Source organism: Streptomyces corchorusii (assembly GCF_001514055.1).
Classification (GTDB): domain Bacteria; phylum Actinomycetota; class Actinomycetes; order Streptomycetales; family Streptomycetaceae; genus Streptomyces; species Streptomyces olivaceoviridis.
Genome location: NZ_KQ948353.1, coordinates 385478 through 408856, shown reverse-complemented (window position 1 = coordinate 408856; position 23379 = coordinate 385478). Strand labels below are relative to the sequence as shown.

Below are 23379 nucleotides of genomic sequence, written 5' to 3'. Positions count from 1 at the left end.
AAGCCGGAGAAGGCCAGGCCCATGATCCACATGTCGGCGCCGATGCCCGGCGAGCGGACCGCGTCCGACAGCGGGGAGTAGGCGAACCAGCCGAAGTCGGCCGCGCCCTGCGGGGTGAGGAAGCCACCGACCGCGATGAGCGAGCCGAACAGGTACAGCCAGTAGGCGAACATGTTCAGCCGCGGGAACGCCACGTCGGGCGCGCCGATCTGCAACGGCATGATCCAGTTCGCGAAACCGGCGAACAGCGGCGTCGCGAACATCAGCAGCATGATCGTGCCGTGCATCGTGAACGCCTGGTTGAACTGCTCGTTCGACATGAACTGGAGCCCGGGACGGGCCAGCTCGGCGCGCATGATCAGCGCCATCACGCCGCCGATCAGGAAGAACGCGAACGCGGTGACCAGGTACAGCGTGCCGATCGTCTTGTGGTCGGTACTGGTGAGCCACTGCACGGCTCTGGTGTCTCGGATCCTCTTCACGCCCCGCCTGTGTCCGCGCCCCGCCCGGAGGTCACACTCGGGGGACGCGAGGAGCATCACGGAAGGAGGGTGTGACGATCCGGGGGGTGCCGGACACGAACCGAGCATGAGCAACGACGAGATCTTCGCCGCTGCCTATCGCGAGCACTACTGGGCGGTCAGCCGTTACGTCGCCAGGCGGCTTCCGGGGCGGACCGACGAGGTGGAGGAAGTGGTGGCGGAGGTGTTCACGGTCGCCTGGCGACGCCGGGCCGACCTGCCGGCCGCGCCGCTGCCCTGGCTGTACGGGGTGGCCCGGAACTGCCTGGCCAACGCGGTACGCGGCTACGGGCGCCGGCGCCGGCTGGTGGACCGGCTGGGCAACGACGAGGCCGCGCACGGCCGGCACATCGCGGCAGGCCCCGGCACGGAGGCGCCGGGCGCCTGGGTGCACGAGGCCCTGGACCGGCTCGCCCCGGCCGACCAGGAGGTACTGCGACTCGCCGCCTGGGAGGAACTCGGCGCCGAGGAGATCGCGGTCGCCCTCGGCTGCGGCCGGCGCGCGGCGGCCATGCGCCTCCACCGCGCCCGCCGCCGTCTGCGCACGGAGATCGACCGGCTGTGCCCCGCGGCACCGTCGCCGCAAGCGCCGCCCGAGCCGCGCCCTGCCGAACCGTCGCCCGACGCGCCGCCCACGGCAGCCCCTGGAGGGCCGTCACTCGAAGCGCTGCCCACAGCGCCCCCTGGGGGACCGGCGCCCGACGGCGGTGCCCGCCCCGACCGGCGCTCCTCCGGCCCCGCGCCCACGACCGACGCATGCCTGCGCAAGGACCCCCGACATGCCTGACGAACTCGAACTCCTCCGGCGCGCCAACCCCGTACCGCACGACGGGCCGCACTTCGGTGACGGGCCCCTGGACCAGCGCGCGGAGTGGCGGCTCGACCGACTGCCGCGCCAACCCCGGCCGACGCGCCGCGTCTCCCGCGCCCGGCTGCTGTGGGGTCTCGCCGCCACGGGCGTCGTACTGGCGACCGCGTTCGCCGCGCTGGTCGGCGGGCCGAACACCCGGCCCGCCCTCGCCGCGCCCCGGCCGCTGACCGTCCGCGCCGACTCCACGCCCGTCCCGCTGACGCGGCTGGCCGAACTGGCCGCGACCGCCGCCGCCGACGGCTCGCCGCGCCTGCGCAAGGGCACGCACGTGCAGTCGTGGAGCCTGAGCATGACCGACGGCAAACCCCCCGTCACCCTGCCCGAGGAACGGGTGGTGCGCTGGCGCGCGGACGACAGCCACACCGAGCTGGTCGTGGCGACCGATCCGCGCCGTCCGGGCCGCCCGGTCCTCACCGACGAGGGCGGGGACCCCCGCGTGGTGGCCGACGGCCACGTCCTCAGACGGGCGACCTACCCGCCGAGCTGGAGCGACGCCCCGCCCGAGGCACCGCCGCCGCACACCCCGGCCGCCCTGCGCGCCTACCTCGCCGAGACCGTCCGTACCGACTCCCTGGACACCCCCCGGCTCCTCGACGCCGTCGGGGAACTGCTGGACCACTGGACGCTGGGCGCGCGGGAGTCCGCGGCACTGGTCGGGGTCCTCGCGGACGCCGAAGGACTGCGGGCCGTGGGACAGGTGACCGACCGCCTCGGCCGTCCCGGGCAGGCATACGTGTACGAGGGCGAGGGCGGTCGGCGGATGCTGATCCTCGACCCGCGCACCGGCACCGTCCTCGGCCTGGAGACCACCTTCACCAGCGACGCCCCCGAGTACGGCGTCAGGGCCGGGGACGTCATGGACTACAACGCCTGGATGCGCTGACCGCGAGGCCCGGCACCGACCGGCGAGGCGCGCTGCCGGGCGCCGCCGTCCGGGGTTGCCCGGCGGAGCCTGCCGGTGCCCCGTGCCGTGCGGCACCGACCCGCCCGCTCGGGGTTGCCCGGCGGCGTCTGGTGGTGCCCCGTGCCGAGCGGGGCGCTGATCAGCTCGCCCCGCGCTGCTCGGCGGCGTTGACGGTGCCCGGTGCCGTGCGGCACCGACCCGCCCGCCCGCGCTCATCGGCGCCGCCGGCCGGTGATCACCGCCACCCGGCACTGCCCCGCTGCCCACCGCCGAGCCCCGGCTGTCCGTTACACCCCCAGCTGCCGGGCGGCGGCCGTCACCGTTTGTTCCAGGAGCGTGGCGATCGTCATCGGGCCCACGCCGCCCGGTACCGGGGTGATCAGCGACGCCCGCTCCACGGCCGAGTCGAAGTCGACGTCGCCGACGTTCCCCGGGTTGTAGCCCGCGTCGACGACGACCGCGCCCGGCTTGATGTCCTGCCCGCGGATCAGCCGCGGCCGGCCGACCGCGGCCACGACGATGTCGGCCTCGCGGACCACGGCCGAGAGCTCACGGGTGCGCGAGTGGCAGTAGGTCACGGTCGCGTCCCGGGCGAGCAGCAGCATGCCCACCGGCTTGCCGAGGATCGCGCTGCGGCCGACCACCACGGCCCGCTTCCCGGCCGGGTCGACGCCGTACTCGTCGAGCAGCCGCAGGATGCCGCCCGGCGTGGCGGAGACGAAGCCCGGCAGCCCGAAGCTCATCGCGGCGAACGACGCGAAGGTGACACCGTCGACGTCCTTCTCCGGCGCGATCGCCTCGAACGCGGCCCGCTCGTCGATGTGGTCGCCCACCGGGTGCTGGAGCAGAATGCCGTGCACCCCCGGGTCGGCCGACAACTCCCGCAGCGTCGTGACGAGTTCGTCCGTGGTGGTGGTCGCGGGCAGGGCGACGTGCCGGGACTCGATACCGGCCTTGCGGCTGCGGTTCTGCTTCATGCGGACGTACGTCACGGACGCCGGGTCCTCGCCGACCAGGACGGTGGCCAGACACGGCGCGGTACCGGTGCGCTCGGTGAGAGCGGCGGCCTTCTTCGCGGTGTCCTCGACGATGCGGCGGGCGGGCGCGGTGCCGTCCATCAGACGGGCCTGGGTCATGCTGCACACTCCTGAGCTGGATCGACTCTCCTCGCCCAGGCGCGCGGCAACCGACGCGGACCGCTCCCCGGTGGTGCTCCACCTCAGCGCCAGTCACGGCCCGCGTACAGCGTAACCGAGAGTGCGTACGACCTCCGGAACCCGCTCGGCCTCCTTCCGCTCCCGCCGTACCCGGCCGGGGCCTACTCGTCCCACGCCTGGATGATCAGCTGATCGGCGATCTTGCCGTCCCGCAGGGTGACCATCGACTCGGCGAGGACCCGGGTGCCGTCCCCGTACTCGCAGGACTCGCAGTAGGCCGCGTGGTCGCCCTGGACGACGCACCGGTCCAGCCTGTGCGTCATGTCGCGGCTGTAGACGTCGTCCAGCAGTTCGGCGATCTGGCTCCGGCCGTGCAGGACCGTGGGATGGCTGGGCTGGTTGTTGCGGTCGACGATGCGGATCTCCGCGTCGTCCGCGTAGAGCGACAGAAGGTTGTTGCCGGTGTTGCCCTCGACGGCCCGGCGCAGTGTGTCGGTGTCGAAGGCGGACCCCGCAGCGGTACCCATGGTGACCTCCTTCAGGTGCCCGTGTGGTCCGGGTGCCCGTGCGGTCCGGCCAGGAGCGGGCCGCACGGGCCCACCTTCGAGACTCCTCCGCCCCGGCGACCCCGGCAAGCCCGGCCGAGCGCTCCACCTCACGGGTGAGCGCGGCCCGCCGCCCGTGTCCGCCCGGGGCCTGCCGCCGTTGCTGAAGGCATGATCTCAACACGACGTATCGCCGCCGCCGTCGGTCTGGCCGCCGGGATCGCCGGCCTCGCCGTACCCCAGGCGAACGCGGCCGGCACCGGCGCACCGCTCGTCGGGAAGCTCGGCGCGCTGAGCACGCTGGACACGCTCGCCGTCAGTGACATCCCGGCGGAGCAGCGGAGCCGGGTGCCACGGGTCACCGAGCAGTTGCAGGAGCTGAAGCACCTCCAGGAGCTGAACCAGCTCAACCAGGTGGAGCAGGTCCTCGCGCCCGCCGCGCCGCTGCTCGGTCTGGTCGGCGCCATCCACTGATCCCGCCCGCCGGCACGAGGGCCGTCCCGCCGGGGCGGCCCTCACCGCTGCCGCGACCGGCCGGGCGATGCCGCCCGAGTCCGGAAAGATCCACTAACCTCCTCGTGGTCCGCCGTCACTACCGATCGGTCGCGCGTAATGTCGGCGGCGAAGGCAAACGAAGGAAGGGGCCAGACCATGGCGCAGGAAGTCCGCGGCGTGATCGCACCGGGCAAGGACGAGGCGGTACGGGTCGAGACGATCGTGGTGCCGGACCCGGGGCCCGGCGAGGCCGTCGTACGCGTCCAGGCCTGCGGGGTCTGCCATACCGATCTGCACTACAAGCAGGGCGGCATCTCGGACGACTTCCCCTTCCTGCTCGGCCACGAGGCGGCCGGAGTCGTGGAGTCGGTCGGCGAGGGCGTCACCGACGTCGCCCCCGGTGATTTCGTCATCCTCAACTGGCGCGCGGTGTGCGGCCAGTGCCGGGCCTGTCTGCGCGGCCGGCCCTGGTACTGCTTCAACACCCACAACGCGCGGCAGAAGATGACCCTCGCCGCCACCGGCCAGGAGCTGTCCCCGGCCCTGGGGATCGGGGCCTTCGCCGAGAAGACGCTCGTCGCGGCCGGCCAGTGCACCAAGGTCGACCCGGCCGTCTCCCCGGCGGTCGCGGGCCTCCTCGGCTGCGGGGTGATGGCCGGCATCGGCGCCGCGATCAACACCGGGAACGTCGGCCGGGGCGACTCGGTCGCCGTCATCGGCTGCGGCGGTGTCGGCGACGCGGCGATCGCCGGGTCGAACCTGGCCGGCGCGGCGAAGATCATCGCGGTGGACATCGACGACCGCAAGCTGGAGAAGGCCCGCACGCTGGGCGCCACCCACACCGTCAACTCCCGGCAGACCGACCCGGTCGAGGCGATCCGCGAGCTGACCGGCGGCTTCGGCGCGGACGTCGTCATCGAGGCCGTCGGCCGCCCGGAGACCTACAAGCAGGCCTTCTACGCCCGCGACCTCGCCGGCACCGTCGTCCTCGTCGGCGTCCCCACCCCCGAGATGAAGCTGGAACTGCCCCTGCTGGACGTCTTCGGCCGCGGCGGCGCCCTGAAGTCCTCCTGGTACGGCGACTGCCTGCCCAGCCGGGACTTCCCCATGCTGATCGACCTCCATCTGCAAGGCCGCCTGCCGCTCGACGCGTTCGTCACCGAGACGATCCAACTGGACCAGGTGGAGCAGGCGTTCGAGCGGATGCACCACGGCGACGTGCTGCGTTCGGTGGTGGTGCTGTGATGACCGCGCGCATCGAACGCCTCGTCACCTCGGGCCAGTTCAGCCTCGACGGCGGCACCTGGGACGTGGAGAACAACGTGTGGATCGTCGGCGACGACCGCGAGGTGATCGTCATCGACGCCGCCCACGACGCCGAGGCCATCGCCCGCGCCGTCGGCGACCGGCGGCTGACCGCCATCGTGTGCACGCACGCCCACAACGACCACGTCAACGCGGCACCGGAACTCGCCGACCTCACCGGCGCGACGATCTGGCTGCACCCGGACGACCTGGTGCTGTGGCAGCAGACCCACCCGCACCGGGACCCCGACCGGCACCTCCTTGACGGCCAGGTCATCGAGGCCGCCGGCGCCGACCTCACCGTGCTGCACACCCCGGGGCACGCCCCCGGCGCCGTCTGCCTGTACGACCCGGGCCTCGGCACCGTGTTCACGGGCGACACCCTCTTCAAGGGCGGCCCCGGAGCCACCGGACGCTCCTACTCGCACTTCCCGACCATCATCGAATCCCTCCGCAACCGCCTCCTCACCCTCCCGCCGGAGACCAAGGTCCTCACCGGGCACGGGGACGGCACCACCATCGGCGAGGAGGCCCCCCACCTGGAGGAGTGGATCGCCCGCGGCCACTGAGCCCGACGGCCACTGAGCCCTGCGGCGACACACCGCGGAACTCCGCGCGAAAAGCCGACAGAAGATGTCCGGCTTCCCGGCGACAGTGGACGACGAAAGCAGTCGCACCGCAGTCGTACCGCACGGGAGGCCGGACATGTCAGGACCGCTGGAAGGCAAGGTGGCGCTGGTCGCCGGGGCGACCCGGGGCGCCGGACGGGGCATCGCCGTCGAACTCGGCGCGGCCGGCGCCACCGTCTACGTCACCGGCCGCAGCACCCGCGCCCGCCGCTCGGAGTACGACCGCCCCGAGACCATCGAGGACACCGCCGACCTCGTCACCGCGGCCGGCGGGCAGGGCATCGCCGTGGCCGCCGACCACCTCGACAAGTCCGCCGTACGGGACCTGGTGGACCGCGTCGCGGACGAGCGGGGCCGCCTCGACGTCCTCGTCAACGACATCTGGGGCGGCGAGAACCTCTTCGAGTGGGACACCCCCGTGTGGGAGCACGACCTCGACAACGGCCTGCGGCTGCTCCGCCTCGCGGTCGAGACCCACGCCGTCACCAGCCACTACGCCCTGCCGCTGCTGCTGCGGCACCCCGGCGGCCTGGTCGTGGAGGTCACCGACGGCACCACCGACTACAACCGCGACACCTACCGGGTGAACCTCTTCTACGACCTCGCCAAGACCTCCGTCCTGCGCATGGCCTTCGCCCTCGGCCACGAACTCGGCCCGCGCGGCGCCACCGCCGTCGCCCTCACCCCGGGCTGGATGCGCTCGGAGGTCATGCTCGACGCGTACGGCGTCCGGGAGGAGAACTGGCGGGACGCCCTGGCGCGCGAACCCCACTTCGCCATCTCCGAGACTCCCCGTTTCACCGGCCGGGCCGTCGCCGCCCTGGCCGCCGATCCCGACGTGGCCCGGTTCAACGGCCGGTCGCTCTCCAGCGGTGGCCTCGCCCGGGTGTACGGCTTCACCGACCTCGACGGCAGCCGGCCGGACGCCTGGCGGTACCTGGTCGAGGTGCAGGACGCGGGCAAACCGGCGGACGTCACCGGCTACCGGTGAAACCGGGCGCCGAACCGGTGAAAGGGCGCCCGGGGCGCCGTACCGTCGGCCCATGACTGATCCGACTCGCTTCGCAGGACACGGAGTTCTCGTCACGGGCGGCGCCCGCGGCATCGGTGCGGCCGTCGCCCGGCGGCTCGCCGAGGAGGGCGGCCGGGTGCTGGTCACCGACCGGGACCTGCCCGAGGCCGAAGAGACCGCCTCCGCCCTGCGCCGACAGGGCCTCGCCGCCGAGGCGTTCGCCTGTGACGTGGCCGACCGCGCCGCCGTCGAGGCGGCCGTCGTCCACGCCGTCGCCGCGTTCGGCTCGCTCGACGTGCTGGTCAACAGCGCCGCCCACTGCACTTCGGACGTACCCCTCTTCGAGGACGATCCCGACGAGGCCTGGGCGCGCGACCTCGACATCACGCTCACCGGCGCCTACCGCTGCTGCCGCGCCGCCCTGCCGCACCTCGCCGCCTCCGGCCGCGGGGCGATCGTCAGCGTCGGCTCCGTCAACGGTGTGCAGGACTTCGGCAACCACGGCTACAGCGCCGCCAAGGCCGGCCTCGGCTCGCTCACCCGCACCCTCGCCGGACACGCGGCGCCCCGGGGCGTGCGGGTCAACCTGGTGGTGCCGGGCACGGTCCGCACCTCGGCGTGGGAAGGGCGCGACGACGAACTCGACGCCGTCCGCCCCCTGTACCCGCTCGGCCGGGTCGGCGAGCCGGAGGACATCGCCGCCGCCGTCGCCTTCCTCGCCTCGCGCGACGCCGCCTGGATCACCGGGACCTCCCTCGTCGTCGACGGCGGGCTCACCGCCGTCAACACCGGCTTCCACGCGGCCGTCCGGCACACCTCCTGACCCCGAGGGCGGCGCGCTCCGGCCGGCGCCGTCGCCAGCGCGGTCACGTCGACGGCCTCCCGGTCACCGGGCAGGAGCGGCACCGGCCGCAGCCGGTCCCGGTCCGGGGCCAGCACCGACATCGCCTTCGTGACGCTGGAGCGCGGGCTGGTCGCGCCCGTCACGAACGCCCCGCTGTGCGCCTCGCTCAACCCGAACGGCTAGTGCACAGGTGCGGGTCGAAGGCGGAGGTCGGCCGGTCACCGGTGAGAGCGGGGTGCACGCGGCGCACCATGGACGGTCACCGCGCACCGCCCGAGGTGCCGTACGGCCGGAAGTTCACCGTTTCGTCACAGCCTGACCGGAACCACAACCATCTCCGGCCCGGCCGGGTCTAGTAGTCCGACATCGCGGGAATCGCGCTGGAGAGCACCGGGGAGGCCCGGTCGAACGAATCGGGCACAAGGGGAAGGGGAGAGACCGTCATGGGGGTCATACGCAGACGAGGTGTGGTCGCGCTGGGCGTCACGGGACTGGTGGCGCCGCTCGCGCTCGCGTTCACCGCGACGCCGGCCCAGGCCGCGAGCTGCACCACGCGGACCGGGCCGTACCAGAAGCAGGTGGAGAAGTTCCTGGGCCGGCCGGTCGACGGCAAGCAGTCCGCCACCGACTGCAAGGCGATCCAGGCCTTCCAGCGCAAGCACGGCATCACGCCCGACATCGGCTACGCCGGCCCCGTCACCTGGGGCGTGATGGACCTGATGAACAAGCAGAAGGCCGTCGGAAACAAGCCGAACAAGGACGGCAAGTGCCCGGTGAACAAGGGCCGCATCGCCTGTGTGAACCTCACGCTCCAGCTCAGCTGGATCCAGGACGGCAACCGGCTCGTCTACGGCCCGGTGCCGGTGCGCACCGGACGTGACGGCTACGAGACCCGCACCGGGCTGAAGAAGATCTACTGGCGGGACATCGACCACGTCTCCACCCTCTACAACGTGCCGATGCCCTACAGCCAGTTCTTCGACGGCGGCCAGGCCTTCCACTCGGTGGGGCTGAGCATGTGGAACCCGCCCGGCTCGCACGGCTGCGTCAACATGACCACCACGACCGCCAAGAAGTACTGGTCGCTGCTGAAGAACGGCGACGACGTCTTCGTCTACGGCCGCAAGCCGGGCACCTGAGCCCGCCGGGACAGATCACGCCTCCGGCGCGTCCCCGAAGTCGGGGATCTCCAGCCGGACACCGCCCTGCCGTGCCGATTCGTGCGCGATGACGCCCGGCAGGGTGTAGCGGGCGGCCACCCACGCGTTCACCGGCGGCAGCGTCCGCGTGGTGACGGCGGTGACGAAGTCGTCCACCAGGAAGTGGTGGCTGCCCTCGTGCCCGTTGTGCAGGTGGTCGAACTCCCGGGGCAGCCGTGACCGGTCGTGCACCGGCGCCGAGCCGGAGGTGAAGGCCGCGCGCAGTTCCGGCGCGATGTGCGCCAGCGACGGGTCGTCAGGGGCCAGGGTCGGCTTGGGCTCCAGCAGCTCGCTGATGTCCTCGACCCCCTTCTTGTCCTGCCACAGCGCCACCGTCGCCAGCTGTTCCATGCTGGCCTCCGTCCCGAAGAACCGGAACCGGGACTCGCGGATGTGCGAGGGGTAGCCGACCCGACGGAACTCGTTCGTACGGAACGATCCGCCGCCCGCCACCTCGAACAAGGCGGTCGCGTTGGACACGTCGTTGTCGAACTGGCTGACCGAGCGGTCGAAGACGCCGTCGCCGCGCTCGTCGCGCACCCCGATCGCGGACACGCTCACCGCGTGCGTCTGCCAGGCCCCCAGCACCCCGCCCACCGCGTGCGTCGGGTACAGCAGCGGGGGATAGCTGGCGGTCGCCTTCCAGTTCTCTCCGCCGCTGTACTGGTAGGCCTGGTAGAAGCCGAGGTCCATGTCGTGGACGTAGTCGCCCTCGGCGTAGAACAGCCGGCCGAAGGCGCCCGCCGCGATCTGGTTGCGGGCGTGCACGGTCGCCGGGTGGTAGTGGCTGGTCTCGCCCATCATGTACGTCAGCCCGGTGGCCCGGACCGCGTCGATGATCGCGGCCATCTCCTCCACGGTGATCGCCATGGGGACGGCCGAGTAGACGTGCTTGCCCGCGGCCAGTCCCTGGAGGACGAGCGGTCCGTGGGTCCAGCGCTGGGTGAAGACCGCGACCGCGTCGACCGCCGGCGACTCCAGCATCGCCTCGTACGACGGGAACGTGCCCGCGAGCCCCTGTGCGGCGACGAGCTGCTCGGCCCGCTCGGGCAGCAGGTCGGTGACATAGACGTCACGGACGCCGGGGTGGGCCTGGAAGAGGGTGGCGAACTGCCCGGAGAACTGTCCGGCGCCGACGATGCCGAGGGAGAAAGTCATGGGATTACTTTCGCCACGGAATTATTCGGCCGTCAAGAGTCGGGCCAGGTCCCCTTTGGTGCCTCGTCGCCCGCGTATGCTGGCGGCGTTACTTCTGTATCGAAAGAAAACCGAGAGGTGCGCTTCCATGACCAGCTGGCTGCCGCTGAGCCCCGCGGAGCGCTCCGTGGCCATCGAGGTGCTCGTGCACGGCCCGCTGTCCCGCACCGAGCTCGCCCGGAGGCTGCGGCTCTCCCAGGGCAGCCTCACCCGGCTGACCAAACCGCTCATCGAGTCCGGGCTGCTGGTGGAGGCCGCCGAGGCGGGTGGGGCGGGCGAGAGCCGTCAGGGGCGGCCGTCGCAGCCCCTCGACATCGTCGCCGAGTCCCGCTCCTTCCTCGGATTCAAGATCACCGCCGACAGGGTCTACGGCGTCGTCACCACCCTGCGCAGTGACGTCACCGGCCGGCTGGACCGGCCGCTGACCACGCACGACCCGGACGCCGTCGCCGCGCTGCTGGCGGAGATGGCCACCGAACTGGCCGGACGGCATCCCGCCCCGGCCGGCATCGGCATCGGTGTGGGCGGACGGGTGCGGGACCGCACGGTGGTGGGCGAGTCGGCCTTCCTGGGCTGGCGGGACGTGCCGCTCGGCACGCTCGTCCGCGAGCGCACAGGGCTGCCGGTCGTCGTGGAGAACGACGTCGCCGCCCTGGTGGAGGCCGAGACCTGGTTCGGCGCGGGCCGGGGACTCGACCGCTTCGCCGTGCTGACCATCGGCGCGGGCATCGGCTACGGGCTGGTGCTCGGCGGCAGCCGGGTGCCGTACGACGAGGAGGACCGCGGCTTCGGCCGGCACTGGATCATCGACCCCTACGGCCCGCTCACCCCCGAGGGCGCCCGCGGCAGCGCCACGTCGCTGCTCAGCATCCCCAGCATCCGCTACCAGGTGCGCGCCGCCACCGGCCGGGACGTCGGCTACGAGGAGATCCTCGCCGGTGCCGCCGCCGGCGAGCCCATGGCCTCCCGGGTCGTCGGCGAGGCCGCCCGGGCCCTCGGCATCCTCGTCGCGCAGATCGCCAACTTCGCGATGCCGCAGAAGATCCTGCTCGCGGGAGAGGGTGTCGGCCTGATGGACGTGGCGGGGCACACGGTCCGCGACACCATCCGCTCCCACCGGCACCCGCTGGCCGCCCCGGTGGACCTGGAGACGAAGGTGTCCGACTTCCACGACTGGGCGCGCGGAGCGGCCGTGCTGGCCATCCAGGTGCTGGTGCTGGGCCGGACCGGGGAGTGAGCCGGGCGGAGCGAGGGGTGGCACGGGCGATGAACTCCCGCTTCCGGTTGACACATTGACGTGATGAGTAACACGGTCCGAAATGTCCGTATCGCGGGTACTTACTCACAGCGCCTTCACCTCGATCGGCATATGCTTCACAGCATGTCCACCACTGTTGAAGCCGTCTCCGAGCGATCGGCCGCGGAGGTCAACGAGGAGATCCGTGCCCTGTGGCGCCGGTCGGGCGGGACACTGACCACCGAGCAGCGTGCGGAGTACCAGCGCCTCGTGATGGAGTGGGCCGCCGCGGCTCCGCAGCCGCACCGGGCGGCCTGACCGACCCCGCGCACCCCGCGCCGAACCGTCCCGGGCACCCGTGAACGCACGGGTGCCCTTCTCGTCGTACCCCGGCCCGCAGGTCCCGCCCCGGTGCCTTCGACGGCCCCGGGGCCCGCTGGTCCGCCCCCGGCGCCTTCGATGCCCCCCGGCCCTCCCGTCAGCCCCACGTCGCCGAGTAGTACCGCCGGTACGCCTTGCGGTCCTGCTCGGCCCGGATGTACCGGGTCGCCACCAGCGCGATCAGACTGCCCGCGATGACCAGCAGCCCCGGCCCCACGTTCCGGGTGTCGGTCAGCCGTGCCAGCAGAGTGCTGCCCTGGGGCGCGCCCGTGACCGGCGCCGAGGAGCCCGGCGAGGCCGCGTTCGGCGCCATCGCGCCCTGGGCCGCCGAGGCCGCCGGCGCGGGGGAGGGGGTGCCGCCCGGGGCGCCGCCCGCGTTCCGCGCCGACACGATCAGCCGGACCCCGAGCGCCGTCAGCGCCTTGGTCACCGGCTGGAAGAACGTCGTCCCGCCCGCCGTGCAGTCGCCGTTCCCGCCCGAGGTGACGCCGAGCGCGATGCCCTCGGAGAACAACGGGCCGCCGCTGTCGCCCGGTTCGGCGCACACGGTGGTCTCGATGAGCCCGGTGACCGTGCCCTCCGGGTAGTTGACGGTCGCGTTCAGCGCCGTGACCCGGCCGTCGCGCAGACCGCTGGTGCTGCCGCTGCGGAACACCCGCTGCCCCACCGCCGGATCGGCGGCCCCCGTGATCCGCACCCCCTTGCCACCGCCGATCGCGACGACGTCGGCGCCCGCACCGGCCTTGCCGCCGGTGTACTGCACGAGCGAGAAGTCACTGCCCGGGAAGGAGCTGTTCACGGTCCTGCCGAGCTGCTGACCGCCCTGGTTGTCGGCGAACCAGGTGGACCCGGCGGGCCCGCAGTGGCCGGCGGTGAGGATGAAGTCGGACCGCCCGTCGGTGACATTGAACCCGGCCGAGCAGCGACCGCCCGTCGACAGGATGGGCTGGGCCCCGTTCAGCCGTGTGGTGAACGTGCCCTTCGTACGCTCCATGTGCACGAAGCCGCCGATCCCCGTGGCGACCCGGGTCAGCCGCGACCAGTCCCCGGCGGACACCGTGCGGTCCGCCCGCACCACGACCCGGTTGGCCCGGTAGTCGACCGCCCACGCCGTGCCCGGCACCCGCGGGGCCGAACGCAGCGTCGCCGTCGCCGACTTCAGCTCGTTCATGCTGTGCGGCACGACCTTCGCCTCTGCCCCGGCCCGCCGCACCTCCCGCGCCGCCGCCTCGTCGGTCACGGCCACGACCGTACGCCCGTCGGCGCCGATCCAGTCGCCCGCCGTACGGGCCGTGCCGAGCCGCGCCACCAGTGCGGCGCCGGTGTCGCCCGTGGCGGCGAGCGGTCTGGCGGGCGCGGACGGTGTCTCGCTCGCCATGGCCGCCTGGGCGACCATCGCGCCCCCCAGGAGGAGTCCGCCGACCGCCGCCAGCCGTGTCACTCGCCGGACGACCCGTCGTCGTGCGTGCCGCATGCATGGCTCCCGAAGCCGAACCCGAACGCGCGCTGCCCGTACCGGCACCGCGAGGCCCCCGGATCGTCGAGGGCCCGCTCCTCCATACGGGGGCCGGGGCCGCGGCGTTCACCGGCGCCGGTGAACTCCCGCGCGCGGTCAGTTCTTGCGGGCCACCCCGCCGAACATGGCGACCTCCTCCGGCTCGGCCCCGTCGCCGCCCTCCGGGCGCCACCGCGAGCAGGACACGACACCCGGCTCCAGCAGTTCCAGGCCGTCGAAGAACCGGGCCACGTCCTCGGGGGTGCGCTGCTTCAGCTTCGGGGTGCCGTGCTCGTTCCAGAACTTCACCGCCTCGTCCACGTCCGGCATCGACGGGCTGGTGATGGTGTGCGACAGCACCAGGTGGCTGCCCGCCGGCAGCCGGTCCGTCAACTGCCGCACCAGCCCGTACGGGTCCTCGTCGTCGCCGATGAAGATGACCACGCCGAGCAGCATCAGCGCCACCGGCTGACTGAAGTCCAGCGTCTTCGCCGCGTGTTCCAGGATCGCGTCGACGTTGCGCAGATCCTCGTCCAGATAGTCGGTGCGGCCCTGCGGTGTGCTGGTCAGCAGGGCCCGCGCGTGCGCGAGGACGAGCGGGTCGTTGTCGACGTACACGATCCGGGACTCCGGGGCGATCCGCTGCGCCACCTCGTGGGTGTTGTCGGCGGTGGGCAGCCCGGTGCCGATGTCCAGGAACTGCCGGATGCCCGCCTCACCGACCAGATGGCGCACCGCGCGGCCCAGGAACAGCCGGTCGGCGCGCGCGTACTCCCCGATGCCCGGGTGCAGTTGGCGGATCTGGTCGCCGGCCGCCCGGTCGACCTCGTAGTTGTCCTTGCCGCCCAGCCAGTAGTTCCAGATCCGGGCGGTGTGCGGCTGGCCGGTGTTGATACGGGCGCGCAGCGACACGGCCACGTCGTTGGTGGCTGCCGGGTTGTCGGTCACGTGGGTCAGCTCCTGGGTGCCTGATGAGATGCCTGACGGAATTGCGCCGTGCAAGACGCAATCTAGACGCCCGAGTTGATCTCCGTCGCCCGGCCCGGGGTTTCTCCGGCCGGAGCGAGCCGGGCCCGGCTGCGCGCGTCGCCCCACACCGACTCCGCCGCCACGTACGGCCACAGGCACGCGGTCAGCTCCGGGTCACCCGTGCCGGCCAGTTCGTCGGAGGCGATGCGGCGGGCGATCCCGGCCAGGAAGTCCGCGATCTGCACCCGGGCGTCGTCCCGGGAGTCGACCAGCCGCAGCCCGTGGAGCGCGATCCCGTCCCGCCGGGCTGCCTGCACGATCCGGGCGGTCCGGCCCGGCGTCAGCGCGTTCTGCCGGTCGTGCACGAGCACGACCGGCCGGCCGTCGGCGCTCCAGTGCGCGGCCGTGTGCCGCAGCGCGGGGAACAGCGGATTGAGCACCGGGAAGAGCGCCGGTGCCGCCCGCATCCGGGTCCGGTAGGCCTCCGCCCGTTGCCGGTGCGCGGCGAGCCGGCGCAGTATCCCGGCGGCCTCGGACCCGGGGGCGGCCCGGACGAGCGCGTCGACGGTGGCGAAGAAGGCGTCCTCGGGCGTGCCGGAGGCTTCGCCGACCCCGGGGAGGGCTTTGCCGGCCGTGTTGGGTGCTTCGCCGGTGGTGGGTGTGTCTTCGCCGGCCGCGCCGGGTGCTTCGCCGGTCGTGGACGAACCCTTCCCGGTCGCGTGGGGCGTCTCCCCGGCCGCGTGGGGTGCCTTCCCCGCCGCGTGGGGTGTCTCCCCGGTCGCGGGGACCGCTTGCCCGCCCCTGTTCCGCGGCCCGCCCGGGCGGACCCGTAGCAGGGTGTTCGCGGTCACGAGGAACGTCCGCCAGGCGTCGGTCCCGAAGACCTCCGGGCCCTGCCGGTAGAGGGAGACGGCGACCGCCGGGTCCCCGAGCAGCAGGCCGACGGCCCGGTCCACCACGAGGAACGCCTTCTCGGTCAGGTGCACATGGGCCCGCCCGTGGATCGGCCCGTCGGCGGACAGCAGCCACACCAGCACCGCCCGGTGCTTCTCGCGCAGCAGATGGTTCGCCTTGTACTCCTCGGCGGGCGAACGGATCCGGCGCCGGATCTCCCGCACGCACTCCGCGGCGGCGTCCACCGGCAGGGCCACGCTCGCGTGCGCGAACACGTCCGTGTTCCCGCCGAGCAGGTTCTCCCCGTCCGACCCCGACTCGTCGCAGGCCACCTCCCGGACGCGGCCCTCCGCCGCGTCCCACCGCCCGCGCGTTCCGCCGACTCCGTCTCCAGCCACGCCACAGCCCTTCGTCCCGACCGAGCCCCATGACCAGCATCGCGCACGGCACCGCCCGCCCGTGGGGCCGGCCCGGGTCAGCGGGCTTCGCCGGCAACGCCCGTCCTCCTACACTGCGGTCATGGACGACACGCGGCTCGACCGGCTCGGCTCCGGGAAGTACCTGCTGGTGACCAGCCACCGGAAGAACGGCACCCCCGTCTCGACCCCGGTGTGGGTCGTCCGGGACGGCGGCGCGGTCGGGGTGTGGACGGCGGCCGACAGCGGGAAGGTCAAGCGGATCCGGCGCCGCCCGGACGTCCTCGTCGGCCCGTGCGACGTGCGCGGCAACCCGACCGGCGACCAGGTGCCGGCCACCGCCGAGATCGTCGATCCGGCCACCACCGCCCGCTACCGGAGCCTGATCGCCCGCAAGTACGGCCTCCTCGGCCGCCTCACCCTGCTGGGCAGCCGGCTCCGGCGCGGCCTGGACGGCACCGTCGGCGTCCGGGTGACCCTCGTGCGGTGAGGGCCACCCGGAACCGGCGCCCTACGAGGCGTCCAGCACCGAACCGGACAGCTCAAGGCCCCCGGTGCGGGGCTCCCCGGTCCGCGGGTCGACCTGCCGGAACAGCACCGACTCCGTGGACTCCCGCACCCCGTCCTTCACCGTGGGCAGGGTGATCTCCGCGCTCGTCCTGCCGGCCGGGATGTCCACCCACAGGTAGCACCCGGTCACCCTGGACAGCGGACGCTCCGGGTCGGGCTTCTCCCCGGTGGTGTCCCGCAGCCAGCCGGCCGGGACGTCCTTCGTGGACAGCTCCGGCGCGGTGGCCGGCGCGACCTCGAACAGCGCGTTCATGTCGACGTCCACCGCCTCCGACAGCGACACCCGCCACTTCAGCGTCTGTCCCTCGGTCACCTCGCCGGCGACGGGCGTGACGGTCATCGTGGGCGCCGGATCGTCGTCGTGGACGGTGACGCCGCCCCGGTAGGAGCCGACGACCGCGCCCCGGACCGCCTTGACCAGCACGTCGTACGACACATCGGTGCCGTAGCGGGTGTTGCCCCGCACCTGGACCGGTACGTCGATCTCGTGGCCGCCCGGACGGACCGTCACCAGCCGGTCCGCGGCCTTGCCGGTGGCCGGGTCGAGCACGTACACGCGGACCTGGCCGCTGCCGCCCCGGCCCGTCACCTGGACCGGGACCCGGTAGGTGCGCACGCCCGAGTCGCCCTCGTCCACGATCGTCCGGCCGATGTCCACGCGCGGCAGCGCGTCGGTGCGCACCGCGGGCGTCCCCGGCCGCCAGCCCCACGCGTCCATGAGCCAGGCCTGTCCGGACGCCGAACGGGGCGTCAGCCTCAGGGACTTGACCGAACGCAGGTCGAGCCCGGCGCGGCGGGCCTCGGTCAGCGGCACGCGGATCTCCTGCGCCCAGTAGGACGCGGTCAGTACACTGCCGGGCAGCCCGGCGGGCGTGATCCGGCCGAGCCTGGCCTTCTTGCCGGAAGCGTCGGTCAGCGACACGTCCAGCCGCGCGGCCCGGGAGTTGGGCGGCACGAACAGCCGCAGCGCCAGCGCCTTCGCGCCGGACAGGGACACCGGCTTCGCCACGGTCACCCGGGCGGGGCTGCCGGCGCGCGTCCAGCGCAGCGCGATCGCGCTCCGGCCGGTCTCCCGGTCCGTCTCCCACTGCGCGAAGTGCGGAGAGACCTTGGCACCCGTGCCCAGGCAGGTCCTGGCCGGGCTCGGGTCCACCGCGGCGCACAGCCTGCCGCCGGTCACCGACACCCCGGCGTCCGGCAGGAACCCGCCGCCCCGGCGGGCGCCCACCGCGTGGCTGAGGACCCGTGCCGGGTCCGCCGACGGCGCCCGCTTCCCGGAGCCGTCGAGCAGCGGCCGTACCCGGTCGTCCCCGGCGAGGAACAGCCGCGCGGCGGCGGCGATGTAGGTGGAGCCGGCCCGGTGTTGCCGGTCGGCGGTCAGCCGGGTCGCGGCCCGCTTGCCGCACACCGGGTCGTGGTACTGCGGGTCGTCGAAGAAGTCGTCGATGGCGGGCGCCGCGGACTGGCCCGGTGTCCACTCCGAGTTGAAGAAGTTGTGGTTGGCGCCGATCACGTACACCGCGCTGTGCAGTGCCGTGCCGTTGCCGACCGCGCGCGTGCCGTCGACGTACACCTCGCCCTGGAGGTCGGAGACGTCACCGTCACAGCCCGGCAGGATCGTCATCGACGGCACGTCCGGCACCGGGTTCTGACCGAACACGGTCGGGGCGATGAGGACGGTGCCCCGGATGTGCCAGCGCACCGGCCCGTGATAGCCGTCCTGGTCGGCGGGCGGCGGGGTGAGGCTGTCCAGCGCGGCCCGGTTGACGCCCTCGCCGCCCCGCGAGTGCCCGACCAGCAGCACCCGGGACAGATCGGCGCGGGGCGCCTCGCGGACCACCTTCGGCGCGGACCGCGGGTGCTCGGCCCAGTCGGCCCAGCGGGCCAGGTGCAGCCGCACCAGCGACGACCGCGCCTGCGCGCCGCCGTCCTCCGCCGCGAAGTCCTGCGCGTTGACGCCGTTGGCCGAGACCGACACGGTCAGGTAGCCCTGGGAGGCGAGCAGTTTCTGGTCCCGCAGGTAACCGCGGTGGCTGGGCACCGGCTTGGCACCGGCCTTGCAGGGCCAGTCACTGGTGCTGTCCTGCCCCTGGTAGCAGGTGTAGTGACGGCCGTGCAGGAACAGCGCGAGGGGGCGCTTGCCGGACGCGCCGACCGGTGCGACGACCACGGCGCGCATCTCCACGGGCGCGGAGAACCCCGGCAGCCGCACCGACTTCAGGCTGTACTCGCCCGTCCTGGTGCGGTACGCACCGGGCTTGCCCGGGTCCACCCCGTTCGCGGGCAACGCTGCCGGCGACCGAGCTGCCGAAGCCGCGCCGGCCGTGTCGGGCGCGTCCAACCGCCGCCCGCCGGACCAGACTTCCAGACCGCGCAACCCCGTCGCGCGCCGCCCGTCGAGCGGCAGCCGGAAGGTGTGCCCGTCCGCGCCGGGCCGAGGCACCCCCAACAGCCGCCCTCCGGCCCGGAACTCGACCCGCGCGTCCCCCATGGGCACCGACCGGGCCGACCGCCACACCAGCTGCGGCGCGGAGCCCGCGCCGTCCAGCCGCCACCCGGGCGGCAGCGGCGCACCGTCGTCTCCCTGCGACACGCCTTGTGCTGCGGCTGGTTGAGAGTGGGCGACCGCCACTCCCGGAGATGCCCCCGCCACCGCGAGCAACGCGGCGGCGGTCACCCCTATGCGCCGGGCACGGACCACTGATCCTCCTCGAACACCGACCTCGGGCGTCCCGGCAGCCCCGGACGCCCCTCACCCCGGGAGGATGCGGAGCGGGGACTGTGGGTTGCCCGTGGAGGAGAGGGGATGGACCGCGTGGGCGCAGGAGGGGACCCGGCCGTGGTGTCAGCGGCACCGCGCCGGTGGGCTACGGCGGGTCAGGTCCAGGCCCGGTACGGCTCGTCCAGGAGTTGGAACACCGGCTCCCCGCGCACCGGGTCCTTGGCGGTGGACAGCCGCACCCGGTCGCCGCTGTGGATGCCGATCGGCGGACCCATGACCCGGCCCCGTACGACGAACCCCTCGGCCATCTCGATCAGCGACACATTCCGCGCCGCCGGTGTGTTGCGGTGCACCACCGTGGAATGGCGGACCGTGCCGACGCCCTCGCTGCGCTCGGTGCGCAATTCACTGCCCTGGCAGACCGGACACAGCAGCCGGTGGTACATCGCGGTGCCGCACCAGGTGCAGCGCTGGAAGAGGATGGCGTCCTTGGAGTCCGCGGCGGCGGGATCGAGAACGCCCGCCGCGGAACCGGCCACCGGATGCGAGGTGCTTGCTGAGGGGTGGTACACGCTGGTCAACTCCCTGCGCTCGGCCGGAATCCCGCGTGCCCGGGGCGGACCGGGCACACGTGTGCGCGGTTGCCGTGCCACCGCGCACGCCGACAGAGTATGGCACTGAGTGTCACTGGTAAAGGCACTCGGTACCCCTAATCACCCCAGTTCCCGGTCAGCCCCGGCCGAGCGCCGTCTCCAGTTCCTGCACCACCCGCCACAGCGGCGCGTCCCGGCGGGACACCAGCACCACCACGTCGTCGGCCTGCCCCGCCGGCGCGCCGGCCGCCGCCGATGCGGCCCGGGCGGGGGCCGGCGCGGCCTGGGCCGGCCGGCCGTACGTCTTCTGCACGTACCCCAGCGCGTGGTCCACGGCGGCCCCCGGGTCGCCCTTGCCCTCCGAACGCAGCCAGGAGCGCAGGGCGTTGTTGTGCGCGGCGACGACCGCCGCCGCGATCACGTCGGCGCGCAGCGTCCCGTCGGGCCGTCCCGCGAAACGGGCGCGGAGGTACTCGGCGAGCGCGCGTTCGTAGCGCCACACCACCGACAGCTCGTACGCGCGCAGGCCCGGCACCTGGCGGGTGAGGCGGTAGCGCTGCACGGAGAAGGCCGGGTTCTCGGCGTACATCCGCAGCACCAGTCGGGCCGCGTCGCACACCCGCCGCACCGGCTCGTGTTCCGCGCCGCCGGCCGCGAGGAAGGCGGTCATGTCGGCCAGGCAGCGCTCGTGGTCGGGGAAGACCACGTCCTCCTTGGAGGGGAAGTAGCGGAAGAACGAGCGCCGGCCCACCCCGGCCAGGGCCACGATGTCGTCCACGGTGGTCTGCTCGTACCCGCGTTCCAGGAAGAGCCGGAAGGCCGCCGCCACCAGGGCGTCCCGGATCGGCGGCTTCGCGGCCGGCGCCGCGCTGCTGGAGCTCATGGACGGGAACGTAGCACCCGGACGGGATTCGTGACACTCAGTGCAGCGCGAGCGCCCTTCCGGGGGAACTGAGTGCTTCCGAGGTCACCTCGGAAGCGGTCCGACCGGACGGTGCGGTGCGGGGCGGGAGACGGGTGGCGACCGGGGGTGGCCGCGAGCCGCCGCACCCTGCGGCGTAACCTTTCTCCGCCGTCACCGCCGCCGTCGAGGACGCCGCCGGCACCGGCCCCGCACCGCGCCGCACCCGCGGCCCCCGCGCCGCCCCGAGGAGCCCCCATGCCCGCCGCCCGGCCCCGTCTGCTCTACGTCACCGACCTGGCGTACCAGGCGCGCGGGCGCCGCTACTGCGACGAGGACATCCACCTCACGTCCCGGCTGCGCGCCCACTTCGACCTGGCCCTGTGTCATCCGGTGGACGCCGCCGCCCTGATGGACGGCTTCGACGCCGTCGTCGTCCGCAACAGCGGACCCGTCCTCGGCTACCGCGAGGAGTACGACGCCTTCCGCGCGCGGGCGCTCGCCGCCGGGACCCGGGTGTACAACCCGCTCACCGGGAAGGCCGACATGGCCGGGAAGCAGTACCTGCTCGACCTGGGCGCCGCCGGCTTCCCCGTGATCCCGACCGTCGACCGTGCCGAGGACCTGGACCGGCTGCCGGCCGCCGAGCGGTACGTGGTCAAGCCGAAGCACGGCGCGGACTCCCTCGGCCTGCGGATCGTCCCCGGTGGCGAGGTCGCCGGACTCGCCACCGGGGACGTCCTGATCCAGCCGTGCGTCGACTTCGCCTACGAGGTGTCCTTCTACTTCGTCGACGACGACTACCAGTACGCCCTCTACGCCCCCGACCCGGAGCGCCGCTGGGAGCTGCGGCCGTACCAGGCCACCGCCGCCGACCTGGAGTTCGCCCGCCGGTTCATCGACTGGAACGACCTCGGGTACGGCATCCAGCGCGTCGACGCCTGCCGCGCCGCGGACGGAGGTCTGCTGCTGGTCGAACTGGAGGACGTCAACCCCTACCTGTCCCTGGACGCGCTCCCGGAGGAGGCGAGGGACGCCTTCGTCACCGCGTTCACGGCGTCCCTGAGCCGGTTCGCGCAGGGGGCGCCCGTCCCGGCCTGAGGGTGATCGGCGGGTACCCGGGCGCCCCGCCCCTGACGTGGCGTTCAGGGCCGGGGATTGGTGCGGTGCCACCGGGGCCGTGCGTCGCCGCCGCGGCGTCCGGCCACGGACGCGCAGCGTGGGCACACGCGCCGCACCCGGTCCGCCGCGCCCCCGGATTCCGGGAAGGTGTCCGGCCAGCCGACGTGCGGGAAGCGCGTCAGCCGGGAGCGGCTGAGGGACAGTCCGCAGACGGTCTGGTTCAGACCGGGCTCCCACGCGTGGACCTCGCCGGCGGGCAGCCGGCGCCGGCCGTCCTCCTCGTCCGTCCACTGTCCGGAGGCGGCGACGGCGTACTGCTTCGGGCGTCCCATGGCGTGCTCCGGAGCCGGTCAGCCGACCGTGACGGCGGCGCGCGGCCGTCCGGTGCGGTCGGTGCGGCCGGCGCGGAGCCCGTCGGACGCGCTGCGTGCCTGGGGGTGGGAAGGCTCGTACTCGGTCATCCTGGCACCGTCCTCGACTCGGCTGGTCCGCCCTCCGCGTGCCCTGCCGGGCGCCCGCCACACCCCCACGGCACCGGCGGGCCCGCGGAACCGGAACGCGGGTGCCTCTCGCGCGGGGGACCTCACCCCGCCGCTCGGGGACCGTCGTCGTAGACCAGGAGGCCGTCACCGCGGAGGCGCACACCGGGCGTCGGGCTGTGCGCCATGAGGCGCCCGTCGTGCATCAGGTGCAGGACGAGCGCGCCACGGGCCAGGACGGCGAAGTCGGCGATCAGGCGCCGGTGGCACCTCCACCACACCGCCTCGCCGCACATCACCGCGGTACGCTCCCCGCCCGCCTGCCGCAGCACGCCGTCCATCGCGGTCACGAACTCCGCGCTGCGCGTGTGTGCGGCGTAGCCCCGGAAGGACTCGTTGCGCCAGACGGTGTCGGGTGAGTCCGGCGGCGGCTTGCGCCACCCGCCCAGCCGGCGCTCCCACCGGTAGGCGATCCGCTCCTCGGGCATCCACTCTGCCAGCCGCTGCCGTGACAGGTCCGGATCGCGGCGGCTGCCCGGTGCGGTCCTGACGTCCACGACGGCGGCGACGCCGGCTTCCCGCAGGAGCTCCGCCAGCGTCGTCCGTCCGGCCGTGCCGTGGCCGAAGGTGATCAGCTCCAGGCCCGAGCGGGCGGTCCCGCCCGCGGGATCGGTCCGGACATGGCTCATACCCCGAGTGCACCACGTGCGGGCGCGCCGGTGCGCGGTGCGGGGCTTACCTGCTCAGGGCCTGGGCACTCGAACACGACACAAGCCGCCGCAGCCGCCGGTGCCCGTTCCCCGAAGTCATCGGGGCGCCGGCCCGGCCCGCGTTCGCCGCGGTGCGCCGGCAGTGGCCGTCGCCGCTTCCGCGAGCCGCGCGACACGTCCTGTCGTCTACAGAAGGGGGCGTCATGTATCG

The 23379-nt window shown here is 73.6% G+C and carries 23 protein-coding genes, 1 pseudogene and 1 riboswitch; of the genes and pseudogenes, 12 read left to right on the top strand and 12 right to left on the bottom strand.

Going from position 1 to position 23379, the window contains the following annotated elements; translation table 11 throughout:
* The coding region (locus tag AQJ11_RS50840; RefSeq protein WP_425265007.1) for a cbb3-type cytochrome c oxidase subunit I at nt 1-482 on the bottom strand (482 nt) is incomplete at its 3' end.
* A 106-nt stretch (nt 483-588) separates the two neighbouring features.
* Here AQJ11_RS50840 and AQJ11_RS09030 point away from each other — a divergent pair.
* Both AQJ11_RS09030 and AQJ11_RS09025 read left to right on the top strand, forming a co-directional pair.
* A pseudogene (locus AQJ11_RS09030) lies at nt 589-1095 on the top strand (RNA polymerase sigma factor); the annotation flags it as partial.
* Between the two features lie 205 nt (nt 1096-1300).
* Nucleotides 1301-2275, top strand: a complete 975-nt coding sequence (locus AQJ11_RS09025) for a CU044_5270 family protein (protein WP_059262510.1) — start codon at nt 1301-1303, stop codon at nt 2273-2275.
* Nucleotides 2276-2583: 308 nt separating this feature from the next.
* Here AQJ11_RS09025 and AQJ11_RS09020 read toward each other — a convergent pair whose 3' ends face one another.
* Nucleotides 2584-3432, bottom strand: coding sequence for a bifunctional 5,10-methylenetetrahydrofolate dehydrogenase/5,10-methenyltetrahydrofolate cyclohydrolase (locus tag AQJ11_RS09020; protein ID WP_059262509.1), 849 nt, complete (start codon nt 3430-3432; stop codon nt 2584-2586).
* Nucleotides 3433-3458: 26 nt separating this feature from the next.
* Nucleotides 3459-3539: riboswitch (ZMP/ZTP riboswitch) on the bottom strand.
* Between the two features lie 75 nt (nt 3540-3614).
* Complete coding sequence (locus AQJ11_RS09015) at nt 3615-3980, bottom strand: nuclear transport factor 2 family protein (RefSeq protein WP_059262508.1); 366 nt, start codon at nt 3978-3980, stop codon at nt 3615-3617.
* A gap of 189 nt (nt 3981-4169) precedes the next feature.
* Between AQJ11_RS09015 and AQJ11_RS09010 the strand changes: the two genes are divergently transcribed.
* The 6 genes from AQJ11_RS09010 to AQJ11_RS08985 all read left to right on the top strand — a co-directional run bounded on the left by AQJ11_RS09010 (nt 4170) and on the right by AQJ11_RS08985 (nt 9422).
* On the top strand, nt 4170-4472 hold the full coding sequence (locus AQJ11_RS09010) for a hypothetical protein (RefSeq protein WP_014676707.1): 303 nt from the start codon (nt 4170-4172) through the stop codon (nt 4470-4472).
* Between the two features lie 177 nt (nt 4473-4649).
* Nucleotides 4650-5738 carry an S-(hydroxymethyl)mycothiol dehydrogenase gene (locus AQJ11_RS09005; protein ID WP_014676708.1) on the top strand — a complete coding sequence of 363 codons (1089 nt, stop codon included), beginning with the start codon at nt 4650-4652 and terminating at the stop codon, nt 5736-5738.
* Nucleotides 5738-6367, top strand: a complete 630-nt coding sequence (locus AQJ11_RS09000; protein WP_059262507.1) for an MBL fold metallo-hydrolase — start codon at nt 5738-5740, stop codon at nt 6365-6367. The genes AQJ11_RS09005 and AQJ11_RS09000 overlap by 1 nt, the downstream gene beginning before the upstream one ends.
* Before the next feature lie 136 nt (nt 6368-6503).
* A complete protein-coding gene (locus tag AQJ11_RS08995; protein ID WP_014676710.1) occupies nt 6504-7418 on the top strand; it encodes an SDR family oxidoreductase in 915 nt (304 codons plus the stop codon).
* Between the two features lie 52 nt (nt 7419-7470).
* Entirely contained in the window at nt 7471-8262 is a 792-nt protein-coding gene (locus AQJ11_RS08990) for an SDR family NAD(P)-dependent oxidoreductase (protein ID WP_079082252.1), read from the top strand.
* Between the two features lie 464 nt (nt 8263-8726).
* The gene (locus tag AQJ11_RS08985; RefSeq protein WP_059262506.1) at nt 8727-9422 is read left to right on the top strand and encodes a L,D-transpeptidase family protein; all 696 of its coding nucleotides are present in this window, start codon (nt 8727-8729) and stop codon (nt 9420-9422) included.
* A gap of 15 nt (nt 9423-9437) precedes the next feature.
* Here the strand turns inward: AQJ11_RS08985 and AQJ11_RS08980 are convergent, their stop codons facing one another.
* Entirely contained in the window at nt 9438-10640 is a 1203-nt protein-coding gene (locus AQJ11_RS08980) for a Gfo/Idh/MocA family protein (protein WP_059262505.1), read from the bottom strand.
* A 127-nt stretch (nt 10641-10767) separates the two neighbouring features.
* Between AQJ11_RS08980 and AQJ11_RS08975 the strand changes: the two genes are divergently transcribed.
* Both AQJ11_RS08975 and AQJ11_RS08970 read left to right on the top strand, forming a co-directional pair.
* The gene (locus tag AQJ11_RS08975; RefSeq protein WP_107120802.1) at nt 10768-11916 is read left to right on the top strand and encodes an ROK family transcriptional regulator; all 1149 of its coding nucleotides are present in this window, start codon (nt 10768-10770) and stop codon (nt 11914-11916) included.
* A 132-nt stretch (nt 11917-12048) separates the two neighbouring features.
* Nucleotides 12049-12234, top strand: a complete 186-nt coding sequence (locus AQJ11_RS08970) for a hypothetical protein (protein ID WP_030640852.1) — start codon at nt 12049-12051, stop codon at nt 12232-12234.
* 160 nt (nt 12235-12394) lie between these two features.
* On the opposite strand, the gene AQJ11_RS08965 is transcribed toward AQJ11_RS08970, so the two are convergent.
* The 3 genes from AQJ11_RS08965 to AQJ11_RS08955 all read right to left on the bottom strand — a co-directional run bounded on the left by AQJ11_RS08965 (nt 12395) and on the right by AQJ11_RS08955 (nt 15987).
* Complete coding sequence (locus AQJ11_RS08965) at nt 12395-13771, bottom strand: S1 family peptidase (RefSeq protein ID WP_059262504.1); 1377 nt, start codon at nt 13769-13771, stop codon at nt 12395-12397.
* A gap of 138 nt (nt 13772-13909) precedes the next feature.
* Nucleotides 13910-14740, bottom strand: coding sequence for an SAM-dependent methyltransferase (locus AQJ11_RS08960; RefSeq protein ID WP_059262503.1), 831 nt, complete (start codon nt 14738-14740; stop codon nt 13910-13912).
* Nucleotides 14741-14802: 62 nt separating this feature from the next.
* Entirely contained in the window at nt 14803-15987 is a 1185-nt protein-coding gene (locus tag AQJ11_RS08955) for a DUF3800 domain-containing protein (RefSeq protein WP_059262502.1), read from the bottom strand.
* Nucleotides 15988-16174: 187 nt separating this feature from the next.
* Between AQJ11_RS08955 and AQJ11_RS08950 the strand changes: the two genes are divergently transcribed.
* A complete protein-coding gene (locus tag AQJ11_RS08950) occupies nt 16175-16561 on the top strand; it encodes a PPOX class F420-dependent oxidoreductase (RefSeq protein ID WP_014676720.1) in 387 nt (128 codons plus the stop codon).
* A gap of 21 nt (nt 16562-16582) precedes the next feature.
* On the opposite strand, the gene AQJ11_RS08945 is transcribed toward AQJ11_RS08950, so the two are convergent.
* From AQJ11_RS08945 to AQJ11_RS08935, 3 genes are all read right to left on the bottom strand, one after another.
* Nucleotides 16583-19132 (bottom strand): hypothetical protein, encoded by a 2550-nt coding sequence (locus AQJ11_RS08945; protein WP_398780673.1) that lies wholly within the window; start codon nt 19130-19132, stop codon nt 16583-16585.
* A 386-nt stretch (nt 19133-19518) separates the two neighbouring features.
* A complete protein-coding gene (locus tag AQJ11_RS08940; RefSeq protein ID WP_015493420.1) occupies nt 19519-19935 on the bottom strand; it encodes a Zn-ribbon domain-containing OB-fold protein in 417 nt (138 codons plus the stop codon).
* A 157-nt stretch (nt 19936-20092) separates the two neighbouring features.
* Complete coding sequence (locus AQJ11_RS08935) at nt 20093-20839, bottom strand: TetR family transcriptional regulator (RefSeq protein ID WP_059262500.1); 747 nt, start codon at nt 20837-20839, stop codon at nt 20093-20095.
* Nucleotides 20840-21115: 276 nt separating this feature from the next.
* Here AQJ11_RS08935 and AQJ11_RS08930 point away from each other — a divergent pair, with 276 nt between their 5' ends.
* On the top strand, nt 21116-21958 hold the full coding sequence (locus AQJ11_RS08930; RefSeq protein ID WP_014676725.1) for an ATP-grasp domain-containing protein: 843 nt from the start codon (nt 21116-21118) through the stop codon (nt 21956-21958).
* A 44-nt stretch (nt 21959-22002) separates the two neighbouring features.
* On the opposite strand, the gene AQJ11_RS08925 is transcribed toward AQJ11_RS08930, so the two are convergent.
* Complete coding sequence (locus tag AQJ11_RS08925; protein ID WP_014676726.1) at nt 22003-22311, bottom strand: hypothetical protein; 309 nt, start codon at nt 22309-22311, stop codon at nt 22003-22005.
* A 251-nt stretch (nt 22312-22562) separates the two neighbouring features.
* Complete coding sequence (locus tag AQJ11_RS08920; RefSeq protein WP_014676727.1) at nt 22563-23147, bottom strand: DUF488 domain-containing protein; 585 nt, start codon at nt 23145-23147, stop codon at nt 22563-22565.
* Nucleotides 23148-23379 lie beyond the last annotated feature (232 nt).

Excerpts from the sequence above, each read along its gene's own strand:
- AQJ11_RS09025 (WP_059262510.1), top strand. The coding sequence starts at position 1,301 with ATGCCTGACGAACTCGAACTCCTCCGGCGCGCCAACCCCGTACCGCAC.
- AQJ11_RS09020 (WP_059262509.1), bottom strand. The coding sequence starts at position 3,432 with ATGACCCAGGCCCGTCTGATGGACGGCACCGCGCCCGCCCGCCGCATC.
- AQJ11_RS09015 (WP_059262508.1), bottom strand. The coding sequence starts at position 3,980 with ATGGGTACCGCTGCGGGGTCCGCCTTCGACACCGACACACTGCGCCGG.
- AQJ11_RS09010 (WP_014676707.1), top strand. The coding sequence starts at position 4,170 with ATGATCTCAACACGACGTATCGCCGCCGCCGTCGGTCTGGCCGCCGGG.
- AQJ11_RS09005 (WP_014676708.1), top strand. The coding sequence starts at position 4,650 with ATGGCGCAGGAAGTCCGCGGCGTGATCGCACCGGGCAAGGACGAGGCG.
- AQJ11_RS09000 (WP_059262507.1), top strand. The coding sequence starts at position 5,738 with ATGACCGCGCGCATCGAACGCCTCGTCACCTCGGGCCAGTTCAGCCTC.
- AQJ11_RS08995 (WP_014676710.1), top strand. The coding sequence starts at position 6,504 with ATGTCAGGACCGCTGGAAGGCAAGGTGGCGCTGGTCGCCGGGGCGACC.
- AQJ11_RS08990 (WP_079082252.1), top strand. The coding sequence starts at position 7,471 with ATGACTGATCCGACTCGCTTCGCAGGACACGGAGTTCTCGTCACGGGC.
- AQJ11_RS08985 (WP_059262506.1), top strand. The coding sequence starts at position 8,727 with ATGGGGGTCATACGCAGACGAGGTGTGGTCGCGCTGGGCGTCACGGGA.
- AQJ11_RS08980 (WP_059262505.1), bottom strand. The coding sequence starts at position 10,640 with ATGACTTTCTCCCTCGGCATCGTCGGCGCCGGACAGTTCTCCGGGCAG.
- AQJ11_RS08975 (WP_107120802.1), top strand. The coding sequence starts at position 10,768 with ATGACCAGCTGGCTGCCGCTGAGCCCCGCGGAGCGCTCCGTGGCCATC.
- AQJ11_RS08970 (WP_030640852.1), top strand. The coding sequence starts at position 12,049 with ATGCTTCACAGCATGTCCACCACTGTTGAAGCCGTCTCCGAGCGATCG.
- AQJ11_RS08965 (WP_059262504.1), bottom strand. The coding sequence starts at position 13,771 with ATGCGGCACGCACGACGACGGGTCGTCCGGCGAGTGACACGGCTGGCG.
- AQJ11_RS08950 (WP_014676720.1), top strand. The coding sequence starts at position 16,175 with ATGGACGACACGCGGCTCGACCGGCTCGGCTCCGGGAAGTACCTGCTG.
- AQJ11_RS08945 (WP_398780673.1), bottom strand. The coding sequence starts at position 19,132 with ATGGGGGACGCGCGGGTCGAGTTCCGGGCCGGAGGGCGGCTGTTGGGG.
- AQJ11_RS08935 (WP_059262500.1), bottom strand. The coding sequence starts at position 20,839 with ATGAGCTCCAGCAGCGCGGCGCCGGCCGCGAAGCCGCCGATCCGGGAC.
- AQJ11_RS08930 (WP_014676725.1), top strand. The coding sequence starts at position 21,116 with ATGCCCGCCGCCCGGCCCCGTCTGCTCTACGTCACCGACCTGGCGTAC.
- AQJ11_RS08925 (WP_014676726.1), bottom strand. The coding sequence starts at position 22,311 with ATGGGACGCCCGAAGCAGTACGCCGTCGCCGCCTCCGGACAGTGGACG.
- AQJ11_RS08920 (WP_014676727.1), bottom strand. The coding sequence starts at position 23,147 with ATGAGCCATGTCCGGACCGATCCCGCGGGCGGGACCGCCCGCTCGGGC.